The sequence below is a fragment of the Jiella sonneratiae genome (genome assembly GCF_017353515.1).
GTDB lineage: Bacteria > Pseudomonadota > Alphaproteobacteria > Rhizobiales > Rhizobiaceae > Jiella > Jiella sonneratiae.
Genome location: NZ_JAFMPY010000007.1, coordinates 188,387 through 203,773, shown reverse-complemented (window position 1 = coordinate 203,773; position 15,387 = coordinate 188,387). Strand labels below are relative to the sequence as shown.

Sequence of the window (15,387 nt, the reverse complement as noted above, 5' to 3'; positions counted from 1 at the left end):
GCCCCGCCGGCCGCCTTGATCCAGGTCAAGGCACGACCCTGCGGAAGCTGACAGTTCACCATTCGATCCCGGCGCACCCGCCCGGCCGCTCCGGCCGCGGCCGGCGCCCGGTTCGAAAGAGGGTGGCAATCCGATGAAATTCTCGACCGAGACCATGCTGGTCGGTCTCGCGGCATTCCTTGCGCTGCTCGGCGCGGGATTTGCCGCCGATCAGCCTTTCCGGCAGCACGCCTACGTGCTGTTCGTCGTCCTGGCTCTGGCGACGATCTTCCTCATGCGTCGGATCGACTTTTCCGGCGACAAGATGATCCCGCTGCGCGCCGACCGGCCCGCAGGCGGATCCGGCGAGGCCGCCGGGGCGCGCCCCTCCGCCGCCGGCGGCGGCGGCAGCGTCGCCTATATGGACGACGTCGTCCGCTACGGGGTGATCGCGACGGTGTTCTGGGGAATCATCGGCTTTCTCGTCGGGGTGCTGATCGCCTCGCAGCTCGCCTGGCCGGATCTCAATCTCCAGCCCTACCTCAATTTCGGCCGGCTGCGCCCGCTCCACACCTCGGCGGTGATCTTCGCCTTCGGCGGCAACGCGCTGATCGCCACCTCCTTCTACGTCGTCCAGCGCACCTGCCGGGCACGGCTGTTCGGCGGCAACCTCGCCTGGTTCGTGTTCTGGGGCTACCAGCTGTTCATCGTCATGGCGGCGACCGGCTACGTCCTCGGCATCACCGAGGGCCGCGAATACGCCGAGCCGGAATGGTACGTCGACCTCTGGCTGACCATCGTCTGGGTGGCCTATCTCGTGGTCTTCCTCGGCACGCTGGTGCGCCGCAAGGAACCGCACATCTACGTCGCCAACTGGTTCTACCTCAGCTTCATCGTGACCATCGCGATGCTGCACGTGGTCAACAACCTGTCGATGCCGGTGTCCTTCCTCGGCGCCAAGAGCTATTCGGCCTTTTCGGGCGTCCAGGACGCGCTGACCCAGTGGTGGTACGGCCACAACGCCGTCGGCTTCTTCCTCACCGCCGGCTTCCTCGGCATGATGTACTACTTCGTGCCGAAGCAGGCGAACCGTCCGGTCTATTCCTACCGGCTGTCGATCATCCACTTCTGGGCGCTGATCTTCCTCTACATCTGGGCCGGCCCGCATCACCTGCACTACACCGCCCTGCCCGACTGGGCGCAGACGCTCGGCATGGTGTTCTCGATCATGCTGTGGATGCCCTCCTGGGGCGGCATGATCAACGGCCTGATGACGCTGTCGGGCGCCTGGGACAAGCTCCGGACGGACCCTGTCCTGCGGATGATGGTGATCTCCATCGCCTTCTACGGCATGTCGACCTTCGAGGGGCCGATGATGTCGATCAAGTCGGTGAACTCGCTCAGCCACTACACCGACTGGACGATCGGCCACGTGCATTCCGGCGCGCTCGGCTGGGTCGGCATGATCTCCTTCGGCGCCGTCTACCATCTGACGCCGAAGCTCTGGCAGCGCGAGCGCCTGTATTCGCTGCGCCTCGTCAACTGGCACTTCTGGCTCGCCACCCTCGGCATCGTCGTCTACGCCGCGGTGATGTGGGTCTCGGGCATCATGCAGGGCCTGATGTGGCGGGAATACGGGGAGGACGGCTATCTCGTCTACTCCTTCGCCGAAACCGTCGCGGCCATGCACCCCTACTACGTGATGCGTATGCTGGGCGGTGCGATGTACCTCGCCGGCGCGCTGATCATGGCCTTCAACGTCTACAAGACCATCCGCGGCGACATCCGCCGGGAGGTGCCGATGGGCGGCACCCAGACCCTGCAGCCGGCGGAGTGAGGACAGGAAGATGAGCGAACCTTCCAACGCAAATCCCGCCCTCGACGGGGCGCGGCCGGAGCTCAAGGCTGATCCGATCGCCAGGGGCCTCCTCGCCAATCACGGCAAGATCGAGCGCAACGTCACGCTGCTCCTCGTCCTGTCGCTGCTGGTGGTGACGATCGGCGGCATCGTCGAGATCGCGCCGCTGTTCTACCTGCAGAACACCATCGAGACGGTGACCGGGATGCGTCCCTATTCGCCGCTGGAACTCGCCGGCCGCAACATCTACGTCCGCGAGGGCTGCTACAACTGCCATTCCCAGATGATCCGCCCGTTCAGGGACGAGACCGAGCGCTACGGCCACTATTCGCTGGCGGCCGAATCGATGTTCGACCACCCGTTCCAGTGGGGCTCGAAACGGACCGGGCCGGACCTTGCACGGGTCGGCGGGCGCTATTCCAACGACTGGCAGGTGGCGCATCTGACCGACCCGCGCTCGCTGGTGCCGGAATCGATCATGCCGTCCTACGGCTTCCTGTCGCAGACCGATCTCGACATGAGGGATCCGGCCGCGCATCTCGCCGCGAACCGCGACGTCGGCGTTCCCTATACCGACGACATGATCGCCAATGCCGCTGCGGACCTTCGCGTCCAGACGCAGCCGGACGGCGACAGCTCCGGCCTCCTCGCCCGCTATCCGAAGGCCGTGGTCGCGGATTTCGACGGCAACCCGCAGCGCCTGACCGAGATGGACGCGCTCGTCGCCTATCTGCAGATGCTCGGCACGCTCGTCGACTTCTCCGCCTACGACCCGCAGGAAAACCAGCGCTGAAGGAGGCGACGATGGACTTCGAATATCAGGCGATGCGGACCTTCGCCGACTCCTGGGGCCTCGTGGCGATGGCCCTGTTCTTCCTCTGCGCCGTCGGCTTCGTGCTTCGGCCCGGCGCGCGCCGGGCGGCCGACGAGGCCGCCGCCATTCCCCTCAAGGAGGACTGACCCATGGCCGAGACCAGACAGGTCGACCAGATCACCGGCGTCGAGACCACGGGCCATTCCTGGGACGGCATCACCGAACTGAACAATCCGCTGCCGCGCTGGTGGCTGTGGACCTTCTACGCGACGATCGCCTTCGCGCTCGTCTACACGATCCTCTATCCGGCCTGGCCGATGGTGAGTTCCGCGACCTCCGGCCTGCTCGGCTGGTCGAGCCGCGGCGACCTCGAGGCGAGCGTCGCCGCGGCCAAGGCGGCCGATGCCGGCAGGCTCGAGAAGATCGCGGCACTTTCCGTCGAGGCGATCGACGGCGACCAGGAGCTCCGGCCGGCCGCCATCGCGGCGGGCAAGGCCGCCTTCAAGGTCAACTGCGTCCAGTGCCACGGCTCGGGCGCGGAAGGCGGCCCGGGCTATCCCAACCTCAACGACGATTCCTGGCTCTGGGGCGGAACGCTCGAGGCGATCCACACGACGCTCGAGCACGGCATCCGTTACGCCTCGGACGACGACACGCGGATCTCCGAGATGCCCGCCTTCGGCCGCGACGGCATTCTCGACCGCGGCCAGATCGACGCCGTCGCGGACTACGTCCTGTCGCTGTCCGGCAGTGCCGCCGACCAGCAGACGGCGGCGGCGGAGGCCGGACGGACGGTCTTCGCCGAGAATTGCGCCGCCTGCCACGGCGAGACCGGCGGCGGCATGAAGGAGGTGGGCGCCCCGGCGCTCGACGACGCGATCTGGCTCTATGGCGGCTCGAAGGCCGACATCGTCCGGCAGGTCACCGCGCCGCGCCACGGCGTCATGCCGGCCTGGGGCGCGCGGCTCGGCGAGACGACGGTGAAGGAACTCGCCGTCTACGTCCACAGCCTCGGCGGCGGACAGTAGGGGGCAGCGCCCACTGCGACGTTCGGGGGCCCGTTCCGGCTGCGGCGCGGGCCCTTTTTCTTTCGCTCGCGCGGTGGGTCGGAGACGGCAATGCATCGGCCGGTGGACCGGGGCCGTCTTTCGATCGGGGGCAATTTGCCGAAGTCACCCCGGTTTTGCCGGGCGATCGCGACAAGACGCACCCAAATGCCGGAATCGGACCGCCAGCGTGATGAGATGAGCTTCGCTCATCCTCCCGCTGCATCTTCCTGTTTCCGGATGATCTTTTCCGAAAACCGGTTCCCACGTTTCGGGACCATTCTCTAGCGGACCTGATCGAGCAGACGCTTGCATTCCAGAAGGTCGAGCAGCACCTGGTCGAGCCGCTCGACGCTCTCGCGGGGAAGCCGCAGGGTGTCGCCGGCGGGGTCGCGCTCGCGCCGCAGGAAACTGCCGAGCGGCCGCGGCCGCGGGCGGGCCGCCGGCTCCGGCTCGCCGACATCTGCCACCGGATCGACGGCCGCCACCGTTTCGGGCTCGGGATGGATCAGGTCGAGATCGTCGACATGCGCCGCTGCCGCGGCGTCGTCGCTCATGTCGGTTCCGTCCGTCCCTTCAGCCGAAGCGTCGAGACTGTCGAGGCCGGCGAGATCTCCCGATCCGATCGCCACGACGAAACGACTGCCGTTCTCCTTCAGGAGCCGCTGCACGCCCTTGATGGTGAAGCCCTTGACGTAGAGGAGATAGCGGATGCCGCGCAACAGCTCGACGTCGTCCGGGCGATAGTAGCGGCGCCCGCCGCCGCGCTTCAGCGGCCGGATCTGGGCGAATCGCGACTCCCAGAAACGCAGCACGTGCTGCGGCAGATCGAGTTCCTCGGCGACCTCGGAGATCGTCCGGAACGCATCTTCACCCTTGTCGGCCATCAGCCCTTCACCGGAACGTCGAGCGTTGGAGCCCCGGACGGGGCTATTCGGCGGCCCGCATCAGCTCGAGCCCCAAGGCGGAGCGCTTGCTGTGAGCCTCGAGGATACGGTCCTTGAGGACGTTGGAGGGCTTGAAGACCGCGACCCGCCGCGGCGAGATCGGCACTTCCTCGCCGGTCTTGGGGTTGCGGCCGACCCGCTCGTTCTTGTCGCGCACGAGGAACGAGCCGAACGACGACACCTTGACCGATTCGCCCTTGGCGATGGTCGCGCAGATCTCCTCGAGCACCATCTCGACGAGCTGGGCGGATTCGGTGCGGGACAATCCGATCTTGCGGAAGACGGCTTCGGCGAGATCGGCCCTCGTGAGTGTCCTGTCCCCCATCCTCGTCCCCTGATCTGGTGGAAAACCCGGCCGCGCCATTTGGCCGCGGAACGCCTCTTACTTTTTCGTTACTCTACCCAAACCGCCATATGAATCAAGCGCCATCTACCAACGCACGAGCACCGCACCCCAGGTAAATCCGCCGCCCATCGCTTCGAGGAGGACGAGGTCGCCCTTGCCGATGCGCCCGTCGCGCACCGCCGTGTCGAGGGCGAGCGGGATCGAGGCGGCGGAAGTGTTGCCGTGGCGGTCGACGGTCACGACGACCTTTTCCATATCGATACCGAGCTTCTTGGCCGATGCGTCGATGATGCGCCGGTTGGCCTGGTGCGGGACGAACCAGTCGATGTCGGCCGGGCCGATCTTCGCCGCCGCGAAGCAGGCCTCGATGACGTCGGTGATCATCCCGACCGCATGTTTGAAGACCTCGCGGCCCTGCATTCTCAGATGCCCGACCGTCCCCGTCGTGGAGGGGCCGCCGTCGACATAGAGCTTGTCCTTGTGGGCGCCGTCCGAACGCAGCTTCGAGACGAGGATGCCCTCGCCGTTCGCCTCGGCGGCGGCAACCGCCTCGAGGACCACCGCCCCCGCGCCGTCGCCGAACAGGACACAGGTCGACCGGTCCTGCCAGTCGAGGATGCGAGAGAACGTCTCGGCCCCGACGACGAGGGCGCGGCGCGCCTGGCCGTTCTTCAGATACATGTCGGCGGTGGTGAGGGCGTAGAGAAAGCCGCTGCACACCGCATGGACGTCGAATGCGAAGCCCGAGGCGATGCCCAGCCGGTCCTGCAGCTGGACGGCGGAGGCGGGAAAGGTGTTGTCGGGCGTCGCGGTCGCGAGGACGATCAGGTCGATGTCGACCGGCTCGAGCCCGGCGGCCTCGAGCGCCTTGCGCGCCGCGGCCTCGGCCAGCGAGACGGTGGTCTCGCCCTCTCCCGCGATGTGGCGCTGCTCGATGCCGGTGCGCTGCCGGATCCACTCGTCCGAAGTTTCGACGACGCCTTCGAAATCCCGGTTGCGCATGACCTTCGCCGGCAGGGCCGAGCCCGTGCCGCGCACGACGGAGACGATACTGTCATTCATGGAACGCTGCTTTCGGAAACGCTCGCCGCCTCCTCGGAAATGCGGCGATGATAACTGGCGAGGTCCGCCTCGATCTTTTCGCGGAGGCCGGCCCGCGCCATGACATGGGCGAGGTCGATCGCGGCGGCGATGCCTTCGGCGTCGGTGCCACCATGGCTCTTGATCACGACGCCGTTGAGGCCGAGAAAGACGCCGCCATTGACCTTGCGGGGATCCATCTTGTCGCGCAGCCGGTCGAAGGCGCTCTTGGCCAGCACGTAGCCGGCGCGCGCCAGCCAGGTGCGCGACATCGCGGCCCTGAGATAGGCGGCGATCTGCTTGGCGGTGCCCTCGGCGGTCTTCAGCGCGATGTTGCCGGTGAAGCCTTCGGTGACGACGACGTCGACCGTGCCCTGGCCAAGGTCGTCGCCCTCGACGAAGCCGCGATACTCGATGCCGGGCAGCGGCGTCTCCTTGAGCAGCCGGCCGGCCTCGCGGATCTCGTCCTGGCCCTTGACCTCCTCGACGCCGATGTTGAGCAGCCCGACCGTCGGCCGTTCGAGCCCGAACAGCGCCCGCGCCATGGCGCCGCCCATCATCGAGAAGTCGATCAGCTGCTGGGCGTCCGCGCCGATCGTCGCGCCGACGTCGAGCACGATGCTCTCGCCGCGCAGCGTCGGCCAGATCGCGGCGATCGCCGGACGTTCGATGTTGGCCATGGTCCGAAGGCAGAACTTCGCCATCGCCATCAGCGCGCCGGTGTTGCCGGCCGACACCGCGACGTCGGCCTCGCCGGTCTTCACCGCATCGATCGCCCGCCACATCGACGATTTGTAGCGGCCCTGGCGCAGCGCCTGGGACGGCTTGTCGTCCATGCGCACCGAGATCTCGCAGTGATGGAAGGTGGAGGCGGCCTGAAGCTGCGGATGCTTTTCGAGGAGCGGCAGCACCTCGTCCTGCTCGCCGTAGAGGATGAAGCGGGTGTCGGGCCGGCGCTCCAGCGCCAGCGCCGCCCCCGGCAGAACCACCTCCGGCCCGTGGTCGCCGCCCATCGCGTCGAGCGAAATCGTGATGCCGGAGCCTGAGGTCAACTCGTTCTCGCTTCTTTTTCTCTTCGCCGCCCCAGTGCCTGCCGGCGCCGCGCGAAAATATCGAATTTGAGGCTACTTACAACCGGCCTTTCGGCCTCATTCGGCGTCGTCGCCGCCGGGCCGGGGAAATTTCGTCAGGGCCGCGAATGGCGACGGCGCGCCGCTTGATCCGGCCTCGTCGTCCGTCTTCGCCGGAGCGCCGGAGAAGCTCTCGCCGGACCGCCGCGGATAGGGATCGAGCGCCAGCGACATCACCTCGAACAGCCGTTCGCCGAGATCGATCCGGCCGCCGGAAAAGGCCTCCGGCGGATCCTCGGCCTCGGGATCGACGACGATCTCGGCCGCCTCGCCGGCGTCGCTCCGCCGCGCGCGGGCAGACTCGGGCAGGAAGGTCGCCTCGAAGGGCTCGTCGATTCTCTGCTCGACCGGCTCGAGCGAGACGACGCTCTTCTGGACGACGACCGCCGTCACCCGCCCGCTCACCCTTGCGCCGTCGCGGCGAAACGGCCGGGCGAGGAGGTCGGCCGCAACGCCCGCCACGCTTTCGACGCCGAGCGCCTCGGCGAGGCGGGCGCATTCCGCGGCGCTCGCGGCGTAGTCGATCTGCCGGCCGGCCTCGCCGATGCCGGCGACCGGCAGCCACAGGTCGAGCGGGGCGCTTCGGGCGGACGGCATGTCATCGATCTCCGAGTTCGAGTTTTCCGGCAAGGACGTCGCTGTCGTCGATGGCGCGCATCCTGTCGCCCGTCTGGCGCATGTAGGTGGCGAGCGCCTCCGCCGCATCGCCCGGCGCCACCTCGTCGATCGCCCGGCCCTTCAGGGCCGTCGCCAGCGCGCCCGGCGCGTCGCCTCCCGCTGCCAGGGCGGCATCATAGGCCTCGACGCGCTCGTAGAAGATGCCGGCGAGCCTGCGCATCCGTTTCGGCACCGACTGGTCGCCGACGCCGAGCTCGCGGATCGAGGAGTCGAGATCGGCCATGAAACGGTCGACGACGTCCTGGGCGACCGGTTCGAGCCCCGCCGCGCCGCGGCAGCGCCTGAGGAACAGGAAGACGTGGATGCCGAGCGCCTCGAACCGTCCGGAGAAGCTGTCCTCGATGCCGCAGCGCTCGTAGAGCGCCGGCCGGCGCGCCGCCGCGACAAGGGCCTGGTATATGTCCTCGACGATCGCGCGGTTCCGGCGTGCGATCCTCCAACGATTGAGCATTGTCGATCCGCGCTTTCTCGCTCGGGCCGAGGCGGTGCCACAGCTTTGCGCCGATTGCAACGGCGCGGGGACTGGATTACCAACGCCTCGCATGGCCGCGGTGCGGCCTTCGCCTCGATATGGCCGCGGAAGACGGCCATGAAGGGAAAAACGCGATCGATGGCTGGAACGGGAGTTGAGAGAAGCGTGCCCAAGAAGACCCGCCTGACGCCGGCGATCGCCCTTTCGGCGGCCGCCCTCGCGCTTTCGCCGCTTGCGGCCTGCACCACCCAGGAAGTGCTCAACCAGGGCTACATCGTCGATCCGAAGTCGCTGGAACTGGTTCCGCCCGGCTCGTCCAAGGAACAGGTGCTGCTGGCGCTCGGCTCGCCCTCGACCAAGGCGACCTTCGACAACGAGGTGTTCTACTACATCTCCCAGAAGCGCGTCCGGCCGGTGGCCTTCCTGCAGCCGCATCTCGTCGATCAGCGCGTCCTCGCCGTCTATTTCAACAAGGACGACCGGGTCGAGCGGATCGCCGACTACGGCCTCAAGGACGGCCGGGTCTTCGACTTCATCTCGCGCACGACGCCGACCGGCGGCAAGGATGCGAGCTTCCTCGGCCAGGTGCTGAGCGACACCGTCTCCGACACCGGCGGGCCGACCAGCCTGTTCTGAGCCTTTCCCCGGGCGCTACCCGCCGGCCATCGCCTATGGCCGGTTGACGATCCCGCCCGTCATCGGCTTCGGCACGCCGGTGGTCAGCGGAAAGCTGATCGGCAGGTCGCGCAGCCGCCGCATGGCGAGATGGGCGAAGCATTCCGCCTCGATCGCGTCGCCGCGCAGGCCGACGGCGTCGGCATCCACCGCCTCGACCCGCGCCCGCTCGGCGAGCGCCGCCATGATCGCCGGATTGCGGCGGCCGCCGCCACAGACCACCAGCCGCTCGGGCCGCACCGGCAACAGGTCGAGCGCGCGCCCGACGGCGCCGGCGACGAAGCCGGTCAGCGTCGCCGCGCCGTCCTGAAGCCCCAGCCCCTCGGCCATCGCCATGGTGAAGCCGAAGCGGTCGAGCGACTTCGGATAGGCCGCCCTCAGCCAGGGATGATCGAGCAGCGCGGCGAGCCGCGCCTCGTCCACCCGGCCGGCCGAAGCGAGACGGCCGTCCCGGTCCATCGCCCCGGCGCCGTGCGCGACGACGAAGTCGTTGATCGGGGCGTTGGCGGGGCCGGTGTCGAAGGCGATCAGCGTGTCGCCGTCGGCAAAGGAAAGATTGGCGACGCCGCCGAGATTGAGGATCGCGGTCTCGCGCCCGGCGCCGAGGCGCGCGAGCAGCGCGCGGTGATAGATCGCCGAGAGCGGCGCCCCCTGGCCGCCGGCCGCGACGTCCGCCGAGCGAAAGTCGTGGACCACCGTGGTGGCGAGCATCCTCGCCATCAGCGCCCCGTCGCCGAGCTGGCGCGTGCGCCCGGCAATGCCCGCCTCCGGCGGCCGGTGGAGGACGGTCTGGCCGTGGAAGCCGACGGCCGCGAGCTCCTTCCGGGCAAGCCCGTGGCGGTCGCAGAAGGCAGCGACCGCCTCCGCCTGCCCCTCGGTGAGCCGCCGCTCGGCGACGGCGAAGCTCGATGGCTCCGGGCCGGCGAAGCCCCATGCGCGCGCGTCGGCGACGGCTTCGGCGATCAGCGGCCCGACGTCGGCCGGATAGGGCACGAGCTCGAAGGGGCCGAATTCGGCGATCGCTTCGCCGTCGCTGCGGATCGCCGCGACGTCGATGTTGCCGTCGAGCACGGTTCCGGTCATCAGGCCGACGGCCCATCCGCTTGCCATTGCACCCATCCTTTTCCTGCTGCCCCTTTACCCCCGCGTCGCGATCCTTCGTGCCGGCGGCGGCGGCCACGCCGTGACGATCGGCGGCCGTCCCGCCAAGGCAGCCTCGCCACGGCCGCGGCGAAGCCGCCCGGCCCGTCCGGCAGCCCCCCGCGCGGCGCCCCGCGCAGTGCCCCGGTTCCCGGCCTGCCGGGAAAATCCGGCATCGCCGCAGTCGTGGCGCCATGAGGGGCCGGCCCGCCGGCGGCGTCGCACACTCGCCACCGCCCCGATCCTTAGACCATGATCCCGCCCTTATGTAGCAGATGCACCATCAATGCCCTGACCGGCCGCCCCGGTCGGCACGAACCCGGCTTTCCGGTGCCGCCCTTTCGACGGGAAGCGATCGCGCGAGCCGCGAAAGATTGCGGATCGATGACGAAAGGGTGCTTGCAATCGCCGCCTCGAGCGGCTACCTAGCGCGCCAACGAGGACGGCGTCGCCGCCGTTCGCCTCGTCTTGAGGGCGCCCGTAGCTCAGCTGGATAGAGCACCAGACTACGAATCTGGGGGTCAGAGGTTCGAATCCTTTCGGGCGCGCCAATCTTTTTCAAGAGCTTAGCTACATTATGAACGCCACGGTTTGGCGCCATGGTCACACTGTGGTCACATCCTGATCGGGATGAAGACGAGCGGCCTACGTGTTCTGGCAAAAGGAACCGACAGCCCGAAAGCTCTGTGGTGATGGTTCGCAGAAGCCGACGCCTTCGCCAATGTCGAGCGCCCAAGCGACGTGGGGCGCGGCGTCCCGATTCTATCGACAACTCCGCCCACTCTGGCAGGCCGCATGGACCCCGAAGGATTCGAGCCCGAGATTTTCACTCCCGAGGCGCTTGCAAAGCGTTGGCAATGTTCCCCCGGCCATGTTCGGAGAATGATCCGCGACGGGGAGCTCGCAGCTTTCAGGCTGGGCGCCAAACTCTACCGTGTACGGCGCGACGTTGTAGAAGCCTACGAGGTCCGTTCGTACAGCGGCTCTCGTGGTCCGTCGCCCTGCGTTCAAGACGAGCATGGGGCAGGATCGGAGGACGCGCCAGGCGGGGAGGTGAAGGAGCGCGTTCGACGGCGGCCGGCCCCTCGCCTTGATCTTCGTCGCTGAAGAGCGTCCGTCCTCGCTTCGTATCAACCCGAAACTCCGATCCGGGAAAGGATAGGCGCCACCGGCGGCACTGCCCGACAGCTACATGCCAGTCGGGCGCGCGCCCGATGATACCGCATGACTGCCCGTCGGGCTCTGAGGACCGCGAGCAAGAGCCTCATTGCTCACTCACCCCTTCGAGCCATGCCAGCGCGGCCCGCATCAACGGCGCGGTCACGTCGTCGCAAGTATCGCCCTCGTCGAGCGCGGCGCGGAGCGCTGCTGCCGCGCCGGCGCGTGTGGTCGCCTTCGGCGTCTCGTATGCGAGCTGCCGATAGGCCGGCAACCATGTGGAAGCGGCGAGCGCATCGTCTTCTTCTGGCGTAGAGACGTCGTTCGCGCCAGCTTCATAGGCGGCATTGCCGGCCTTGTAGGCCTCAATCGCGGCAATGATCGGATCCTGTTCCCCGGTCATGACGCGTCTCCATTCGGGAGAGCCTCGAGACCGGCCGCGAGGTAGGCGATGACGTCGAGGATAGAGCCGCCCGCGTCCAGCAGGTCGTAGGTCGCGACGATGCGCAGCCGATCCTGATCGACGCTCCGATCTCCGGACGACGGCCTGCGCCGCAGCTCCTCGATCGTCATCTCATAGAGTTCGGCGAGACGATCGAATTCATCGTCGAAGAATGATGTCGCTGCGTCGCTGTGCGAAATACGCGGCTGGTTCACGATGCCGCCGATTGAAAGGCGAGCTTCGTGTAAGCCGTTTGCCACCGCGACCAGCTCGGCCGTCGTCATCTGCCCAAACGCTTCGGCTTCCTTGGGGTGCGCGTGCTGCCAACGCAGGGGCGCAGCTTCGCCGGCCGGCCCGAGAGGGACGTTGTTCATGATGCTTCTCCTGTTGATGGGAATGCCGGCGCGCTCTTCGTCGCGTCCGGCGGCGCCGCTTGCCGCGGCCGAGCTTCAGGCGTCTTCGCGGACGCGCAGGGCAGCGCCGCCGTTCAGGACCGGTTCCGGCCGCTTCGGCAGCACGAGGGCGCCGCTGGCGTCACGTTCGATGCGGGCGAAGGCGGCGCGAAGGGCAGGGTCGCGGAAGAGGTGGGAAATGCGCATTGTTTTCATGCCTCCAATGTGTTTATTACCTATTGAGATATTTACGGCACACATTAGGTTCTGTCAACACTGCGATAGGTAAAAAACACAATGAGCCTCACGACAGGCAACCAGCTCAAGGCGGCGCGCGCTCTCGCCGGCATCAACCAGACGGAGCTTTCCGAGAGGGCCGGCGTCAACGTGAACACGATACGCAACATGGAGGGTCGTGGCGCGGAGACGCTCGTCTCTGGCCTCGACACGGTGCGCAAAGTGCAGTCCGCCCTTGAAGCCGCTGGCGTGATCTTCCTCGACGATGGCGACGCGACCGCCGGCGGTCCCGGCGTCCGGCTTGGTAGGTCAGACCGAGGTGCAAGAGGATGATGGAAGGCCGGAAGATCGGCCACGCTTGCGTCCTCGGCGCCGTGCTTGCGACCACATCGCCGGCCGGAGCGTGGGAGGCTCATCGCGGCGAGGAGGATTGGGGGCCGATGTGCTTCCTGCAGGACCGAAGCGGCTTCGTCACGGTGGGTTTCTATGCGGCGCCTGGCGACAGCCCTTTGGCGACGATTGAGGGCGCGTCTCTTCCCGAGGACGCCACTGTCACATGGATCGTCGACGATGCGCTCACCGTCACGCTCAAAGGATCGCAGAACGACTATTTCGGGCTGCACGAGTTTCCGGTGAGCGACCCGCGCCTCTTGGACGCGATCAAATCGGGCCGAACGCTCCGGATCGCCATCGACCGCGGGCCGGCCATGAACGTCTCGCTGAAGGGCTCCGGCAAAGCCGTGGCCGATTTCGAGCGCTGCTTAGCGCAGCGCTGAGCGATGGCATGAATTCCGGAAAGACCGCTTGTCGGAACCAAAGGGACAGCCGCCATGACCACTGATCTGCCTGCCATCATCGCGGCCGACTACCTGCCGCCGCTGTCTCCAGATCTCGAGGAGCTTCACCGGAGATCGCAGGAGACGCGGCGCGCGTCGAAGGCGAAGGGCACGCTTCGCGCCTACGCCTCAGCGCTCCGATCCTTCGACGCCTGGTGCCGCGCCCACGGCCTCGCTTCCTTGCCGGCCGCGCCTGAGACCGTGGTGCTGTTCGTGGAGGCCGAGGCCCGCGCCGGTCGAAAGGTGTCGTCGATCGAGGTGAAGCTCGCCGCGATCCGCTTCATGCACCTGAAGGCCGGCCACGTCCCGCCGACGGCGTCGCAGCTCGTGATCGAGGAGATGGAGGGCATCCGGCGCGAGATCGGCGTGGCGCCGGCGAAGAAGCGGGCCGCGACGGCCGCACTGGTGGCGGACATGCTCGATCACGTTCCGACCGACACGCTCAAGGGCAAGCGGGATCGGGCGCTCCTCCTCCTCGGCTTTGCCGGCGCGCTGCGGCGCTCCGAGCTTGTCGGGCTCGACGTCGCGGATCTGGAGATCGGCACCGACGGCATCACGCTGACCATCCGCAGATCCAAGACGGACCAGGAGGGCGCTGGCCACATCATCGGCATCCCGAACGGCGCGAAGCTGCGGCCGGTCGAAGCTGTCACGGCGTGGCTGGAGGCGGCAGAGATCGATGAGGGCGCGATCTTCCGGCCGATCGGAAAGGGCTGCCGATTGCAGCCTGGCCGGCTCTCCGATCGCGCCGTGGCGCTCGTCGTGAAGCACTACGCCGCGGCGGCCGGGCTCGACGTGGACGGATTCTCCGGTCACAGCCTCCGGGCCGGCTACATCACGACGGCCGCTGAGCATGACGTCGACCTTCACCGGATCATGGACCAGTCGCGCCATACCGACGTCAGGACCGTCCGCGGCTATGTCCGCAGGACGAACCTGTTTCGGGACCACAGCGGCGCGGGGTTCTTGTGAGTTTCCAGCGAGTGGTGTGGCTATTACCGGTGCAGGTTATCGCCGCCGAACAACACCGATCAGGCGTCCAAAAACTCTCTGGTTAGGGGATTGCCACAGGCAAGCTCCCTTGACTATGACGGTGCGCCACTTCACATTACTTCACACTACGGCCACTGCCCCGCCGCTGAGAGGAATCCGATGACGAACCCGCTGCGCGACTCCGCTCCGCCGGAGGTAAAGCTCGCACGTCCTCCGCTTCGTCGAGTTCTTGCAGCGGTCTACTTCCCGGCCATACTCAAAATCTCTGAAGAACGCGGGATCATCGGCTTCCAAGATCGTATCCGGAAGGAATACCCGATTCTGCAGCGCGAGCAGCAGATGGGAATGGAACTGCAAGTCGGGCCGACGGGAGAACTGCTACCTCCACAGAGTGTGATTAACCAGGTTTGGCGGTTTCTTTCGGCAGACAGCGCCTGGCGCGTCACCCTGTCGACAGAGGTTTTGGCGCTTGAGTGCCAGACCGCTTACGTGGATCGTGATGACTTTTTGAGCCGACTGGCGGAAGTGATCGGGATCTTCGTTGACGAGTTGGAGCCGTCTATCTGCAATCGTATTGGCATACGGTACTTGAACGTGCTGGAGGCCGCCGATCTGGATTCAGTCAAGGCGTTTGTGCGTCCCGGTTTGCGCTCCCTTTCCGATACGGAGGTTGCAGAGCAAATTTCGACGTCTGCACACTCTGTCAACTTCCAAGTGCCTGAAGGGACGCTCTTGACCCGATGGGGGATTCTTCCACCTCACACGGTTCACGATCCAAACGTGATGGTTCCCGAAGATTCGCGCCGTTGGTACCTGGATCTCGACTGTTCCTTCGAAGCTGCGCTGCCATTTGGTGGGGACAAGATTCTGGGGCACTATCGTCTCATGACGGAGAGGATCTATTCTTTCTTCCGATGGGCAATGACACCGGAATTCATCGAGGAGCGGAAAAATGCATAGCGACCGCGCTTCAGTTGAGCCTTGGCTAGTGGACTACACAGCGATTGCACATCCCGCAGTCGTGGACGGATCCGGACGAGGGTTTTCCGACAACTCCAGATTTGTCGTGCCGGTATCAAGCTTTAGCGGGCCGATGCTTGCCCCGTTATCCACAATGGTCCTATTCGGAATGGCATGTCTGTCAGGAGGGGCGCTCGCTGCGCC

General features: G+C 66.9%; 20 protein-coding genes and 1 tRNA gene. 11 read left to right on the top strand and 10 right to left on the bottom strand.

From position 1 onward, the window contains the following. The first annotated feature begins 133 nt into the window (after positions 1–133). The 4 genes from ccoN to ccoP are packed head-to-tail and all read left to right on the top strand — an operon-like array spanning position 134 to position 3,679. Positions 134–1,816, top strand: coding sequence for a cytochrome-c oxidase, cbb3-type subunit I (gene ccoN, locus J1C47_RS09280; protein ID WP_207350464.1), 1,683 nt, complete (start codon positions 134–136; stop codon positions 1,814–1,816). 10 nt (positions 1,817–1,826) lie between these two features. Next, positions 1,827–2,630, top strand: a complete 804-nt coding sequence (ccoO, locus tag J1C47_RS09275) for a cytochrome-c oxidase, cbb3-type subunit II (RefSeq protein ID WP_207350463.1) — start codon at positions 1,827–1,829, stop codon at positions 2,628–2,630. 11 nt (positions 2,631–2,641) lie between these two features. Continuing rightward, the gene (locus tag J1C47_RS09270) at positions 2,642–2,797 is read left to right on the top strand and encodes a cbb3-type cytochrome c oxidase subunit 3 (RefSeq protein WP_207350462.1); all 156 of its coding nucleotides are present in this window, start codon (positions 2,642–2,644) and stop codon (positions 2,795–2,797) included. 3 nt (positions 2,798–2,800) lie between these two features. Continuing rightward, positions 2,801–3,679 (top strand): cytochrome-c oxidase, cbb3-type subunit III, encoded by an 879-nt coding sequence (gene ccoP, locus J1C47_RS09265; protein WP_207350461.1) that lies wholly within the window; start codon positions 2,801–2,803, stop codon positions 3,677–3,679. A 302-nt stretch (positions 3,680–3,981) separates the two neighbouring features. Here ccoP and J1C47_RS09260 read toward each other — a convergent pair whose 3' ends face one another. From J1C47_RS09260 to J1C47_RS09235, 6 genes are all read right to left on the bottom strand, one after another. Beyond that, positions 3,982–4,584: a MerR family transcriptional regulator gene (locus J1C47_RS09260; RefSeq protein WP_207350460.1), complete on the bottom strand. Its 603-nt coding sequence runs from the start codon at positions 4,582–4,584 to the stop codon at positions 3,982–3,984. 43 nt (positions 4,585–4,627) lie between these two features. After that, positions 4,628–4,969: an integration host factor subunit alpha gene (locus tag J1C47_RS09255; RefSeq protein WP_207350459.1), complete on the bottom strand. Its 342-nt coding sequence runs from the start codon at positions 4,967–4,969 to the stop codon at positions 4,628–4,630. A 105-nt stretch (positions 4,970–5,074) separates the two neighbouring features. After that, positions 5,075–6,052: a beta-ketoacyl-ACP synthase III gene (locus J1C47_RS09250; protein WP_207350458.1), complete on the bottom strand. Its 978-nt coding sequence runs from the start codon at positions 6,050–6,052 to the stop codon at positions 5,075–5,077. Beyond that, positions 6,049–7,122 (bottom strand): phosphate acyltransferase PlsX, encoded by a 1,074-nt coding sequence (plsX, locus tag J1C47_RS09245; RefSeq protein ID WP_207350457.1) that lies wholly within the window; start codon positions 7,120–7,122, stop codon positions 6,049–6,051. Before plsX ends, J1C47_RS09250 begins: the two co-directional genes overlap by 4 nt. Before the next feature lie 96 nt (positions 7,123–7,218). Continuing rightward, positions 7,219–7,797 carry a YceD family protein gene (locus J1C47_RS09240; RefSeq protein WP_207350456.1) on the bottom strand — a complete coding sequence of 193 codons (579 nt, stop codon included), beginning with the start codon at positions 7,795–7,797 and terminating at the stop codon, positions 7,219–7,221. 1 nt (position 7,798) lies between these two features. After that, entirely contained in the window at positions 7,799–8,329 is a 531-nt protein-coding gene (locus J1C47_RS09235; RefSeq protein ID WP_207350455.1) for a ubiquinol-cytochrome C chaperone family protein, read from the bottom strand. Between the two features lie 159 nt (positions 8,330–8,488). Between J1C47_RS09235 and J1C47_RS09230 the strand changes: the two genes are divergently transcribed. Beyond that, on the top strand, positions 8,489–8,986 hold the full coding sequence (locus J1C47_RS09230) for an outer membrane protein assembly factor BamE (protein WP_207350454.1): 498 nt from the start codon (positions 8,489–8,491) through the stop codon (positions 8,984–8,986). A 33-nt stretch (positions 8,987–9,019) separates the two neighbouring features. On the opposite strand, the gene J1C47_RS09225 is transcribed toward J1C47_RS09230, so the two are convergent. Next, entirely contained in the window at positions 9,020–10,135 is a 1,116-nt protein-coding gene (locus J1C47_RS09225; protein WP_207350453.1) for an anhydro-N-acetylmuramic acid kinase, read from the bottom strand. A gap of 504 nt (positions 10,136–10,639) precedes the next feature. On the opposite strand from J1C47_RS09225, the gene J1C47_RS09220 reads away from it, so the two are divergent. Both J1C47_RS09220 and J1C47_RS09215 read left to right on the top strand, forming a co-directional pair. Continuing rightward, positions 10,640–10,716, top strand: a tRNA-Arg gene (locus tag J1C47_RS09220). A 244-nt stretch (positions 10,717–10,960) separates the two neighbouring features. Further along, a complete protein-coding gene (locus J1C47_RS09215) occupies positions 10,961–11,272 on the top strand; it encodes a helix-turn-helix domain-containing protein (RefSeq protein ID WP_207350452.1) in 312 nt (103 codons plus the stop codon). Positions 11,273–11,429: 157 nt separating this feature from the next. Here J1C47_RS09215 and J1C47_RS09210 read toward each other — a convergent pair whose 3' ends face one another. The 3 genes from J1C47_RS09210 to J1C47_RS09200 form a co-directional block, all read right to left on the bottom strand. After that, positions 11,430–11,726: a hypothetical protein gene (locus J1C47_RS09210; RefSeq protein ID WP_207350451.1), complete on the bottom strand. Its 297-nt coding sequence runs from the start codon at positions 11,724–11,726 to the stop codon at positions 11,430–11,432. Beyond that, positions 11,723–12,139, bottom strand: coding sequence for a hypothetical protein (locus J1C47_RS09205; RefSeq protein ID WP_207350450.1), 417 nt, complete (start codon positions 12,137–12,139; stop codon positions 11,723–11,725). The genes J1C47_RS09210 and J1C47_RS09205 overlap by 4 nt, the downstream gene beginning before the upstream one ends. A gap of 75 nt (positions 12,140–12,214) precedes the next feature. Beyond that, on the bottom strand, positions 12,215–12,364 hold the full coding sequence (locus J1C47_RS09200) for a hypothetical protein (protein WP_207350505.1): 150 nt from the start codon (positions 12,362–12,364) through the stop codon (positions 12,215–12,217). 90 nt (positions 12,365–12,454) lie between these two features. Here J1C47_RS09200 and J1C47_RS09195 point away from each other — a divergent pair, with 90 nt between their 5' ends. The 4 genes from J1C47_RS09195 (at position 12,455) to J1C47_RS09180 (ending at position 15,183) form a co-directional block, all read left to right on the top strand. Continuing rightward, on the top strand, positions 12,455–12,727 hold the full coding sequence (locus J1C47_RS09195) for a helix-turn-helix transcriptional regulator (RefSeq protein WP_207350449.1): 273 nt from the start codon (positions 12,455–12,457) through the stop codon (positions 12,725–12,727). Further along, a complete protein-coding gene (locus J1C47_RS09190; protein WP_207350448.1) occupies positions 12,724–13,170 on the top strand; it encodes a hypothetical protein in 447 nt (148 codons plus the stop codon). The genes J1C47_RS09195 and J1C47_RS09190 overlap by 4 nt, the downstream gene beginning before the upstream one ends. A gap of 54 nt (positions 13,171–13,224) precedes the next feature. Continuing rightward, positions 13,225–14,202 carry a site-specific integrase gene (locus tag J1C47_RS09185; protein WP_207350447.1) on the top strand — a complete coding sequence of 326 codons (978 nt, stop codon included), beginning with the start codon at positions 13,225–13,227 and terminating at the stop codon, positions 14,200–14,202. Between the two features lie 180 nt (positions 14,203–14,382). Further along, on the top strand, positions 14,383–15,183 hold the full coding sequence (locus J1C47_RS09180) for a TIGR04255 family protein (protein ID WP_207350446.1): 801 nt from the start codon (positions 14,383–14,385) through the stop codon (positions 15,181–15,183). Positions 15,184–15,387 lie beyond the last annotated feature (204 nt).

Bases quoted from the DNA above. Each gene is read 5' to 3' on its own strand.
- ccoN (WP_207350464.1), top strand. From the start codon at position 134: ATGAAATTCTCGACCGAGACCATGCTGGTCGGTCTCGCGGCATTCCTT.
- ccoO (WP_207350463.1), top strand. From the start codon at position 1,827: ATGAGCGAACCTTCCAACGCAAATCCCGCCCTCGACGGGGCGCGGCCG.
- J1C47_RS09270 (WP_207350462.1), top strand. From the start codon at position 2,642: ATGGACTTCGAATATCAGGCGATGCGGACCTTCGCCGACTCCTGGGGC.
- ccoP (WP_207350461.1), top strand. From the start codon at position 2,801: ATGGCCGAGACCAGACAGGTCGACCAGATCACCGGCGTCGAGACCACG.
- J1C47_RS09260 (WP_207350460.1), bottom strand. From the start codon at position 4,584: ATGGCCGACAAGGGTGAAGATGCGTTCCGGACGATCTCCGAGGTCGCC.
- J1C47_RS09255 (WP_207350459.1), bottom strand. From the start codon at position 4,969: ATGGGGGACAGGACACTCACGAGGGCCGATCTCGCCGAAGCCGTCTTC.
- J1C47_RS09250 (WP_207350458.1), bottom strand. From the start codon at position 6,052: ATGAATGACAGTATCGTCTCCGTCGTGCGCGGCACGGGCTCGGCCCTG.
- J1C47_RS09240 (WP_207350456.1), bottom strand. From the start codon at position 7,797: ATGCCGTCCGCCCGAAGCGCCCCGCTCGACCTGTGGCTGCCGGTCGCC.
- J1C47_RS09235 (WP_207350455.1), bottom strand. From the start codon at position 8,329: ATGCTCAATCGTTGGAGGATCGCACGCCGGAACCGCGCGATCGTCGAG.
- J1C47_RS09230 (WP_207350454.1), top strand. From the start codon at position 8,489: ATGGCTGGAACGGGAGTTGAGAGAAGCGTGCCCAAGAAGACCCGCCTG.
- J1C47_RS09225 (WP_207350453.1), bottom strand. From the start codon at position 10,135: ATGGCAAGCGGATGGGCCGTCGGCCTGATGACCGGAACCGTGCTCGAC.
- J1C47_RS09215 (WP_207350452.1), top strand. From the start codon at position 10,961: ATGGACCCCGAAGGATTCGAGCCCGAGATTTTCACTCCCGAGGCGCTT.
- J1C47_RS09210 (WP_207350451.1), bottom strand. From the start codon at position 11,726: ATGACCGGGGAACAGGATCCGATCATTGCCGCGATTGAGGCCTACAAG.
- J1C47_RS09205 (WP_207350450.1), bottom strand. From the start codon at position 12,139: ATGAACAACGTCCCTCTCGGGCCGGCCGGCGAAGCTGCGCCCCTGCGT.
- J1C47_RS09200 (WP_207350505.1), bottom strand. From the start codon at position 12,364: ATGCGCATTTCCCACCTCTTCCGCGACCCTGCCCTTCGCGCCGCCTTC.
- J1C47_RS09195 (WP_207350449.1), top strand. From the start codon at position 12,455: ATGAGCCTCACGACAGGCAACCAGCTCAAGGCGGCGCGCGCTCTCGCC.
- J1C47_RS09190 (WP_207350448.1), top strand. From the start codon at position 12,724: ATGATGGAAGGCCGGAAGATCGGCCACGCTTGCGTCCTCGGCGCCGTG.
- J1C47_RS09185 (WP_207350447.1), top strand. From the start codon at position 13,225: ATGACCACTGATCTGCCTGCCATCATCGCGGCCGACTACCTGCCGCCG.
- J1C47_RS09180 (WP_207350446.1), top strand. From the start codon at position 14,383: ATGACGAACCCGCTGCGCGACTCCGCTCCGCCGGAGGTAAAGCTCGCA.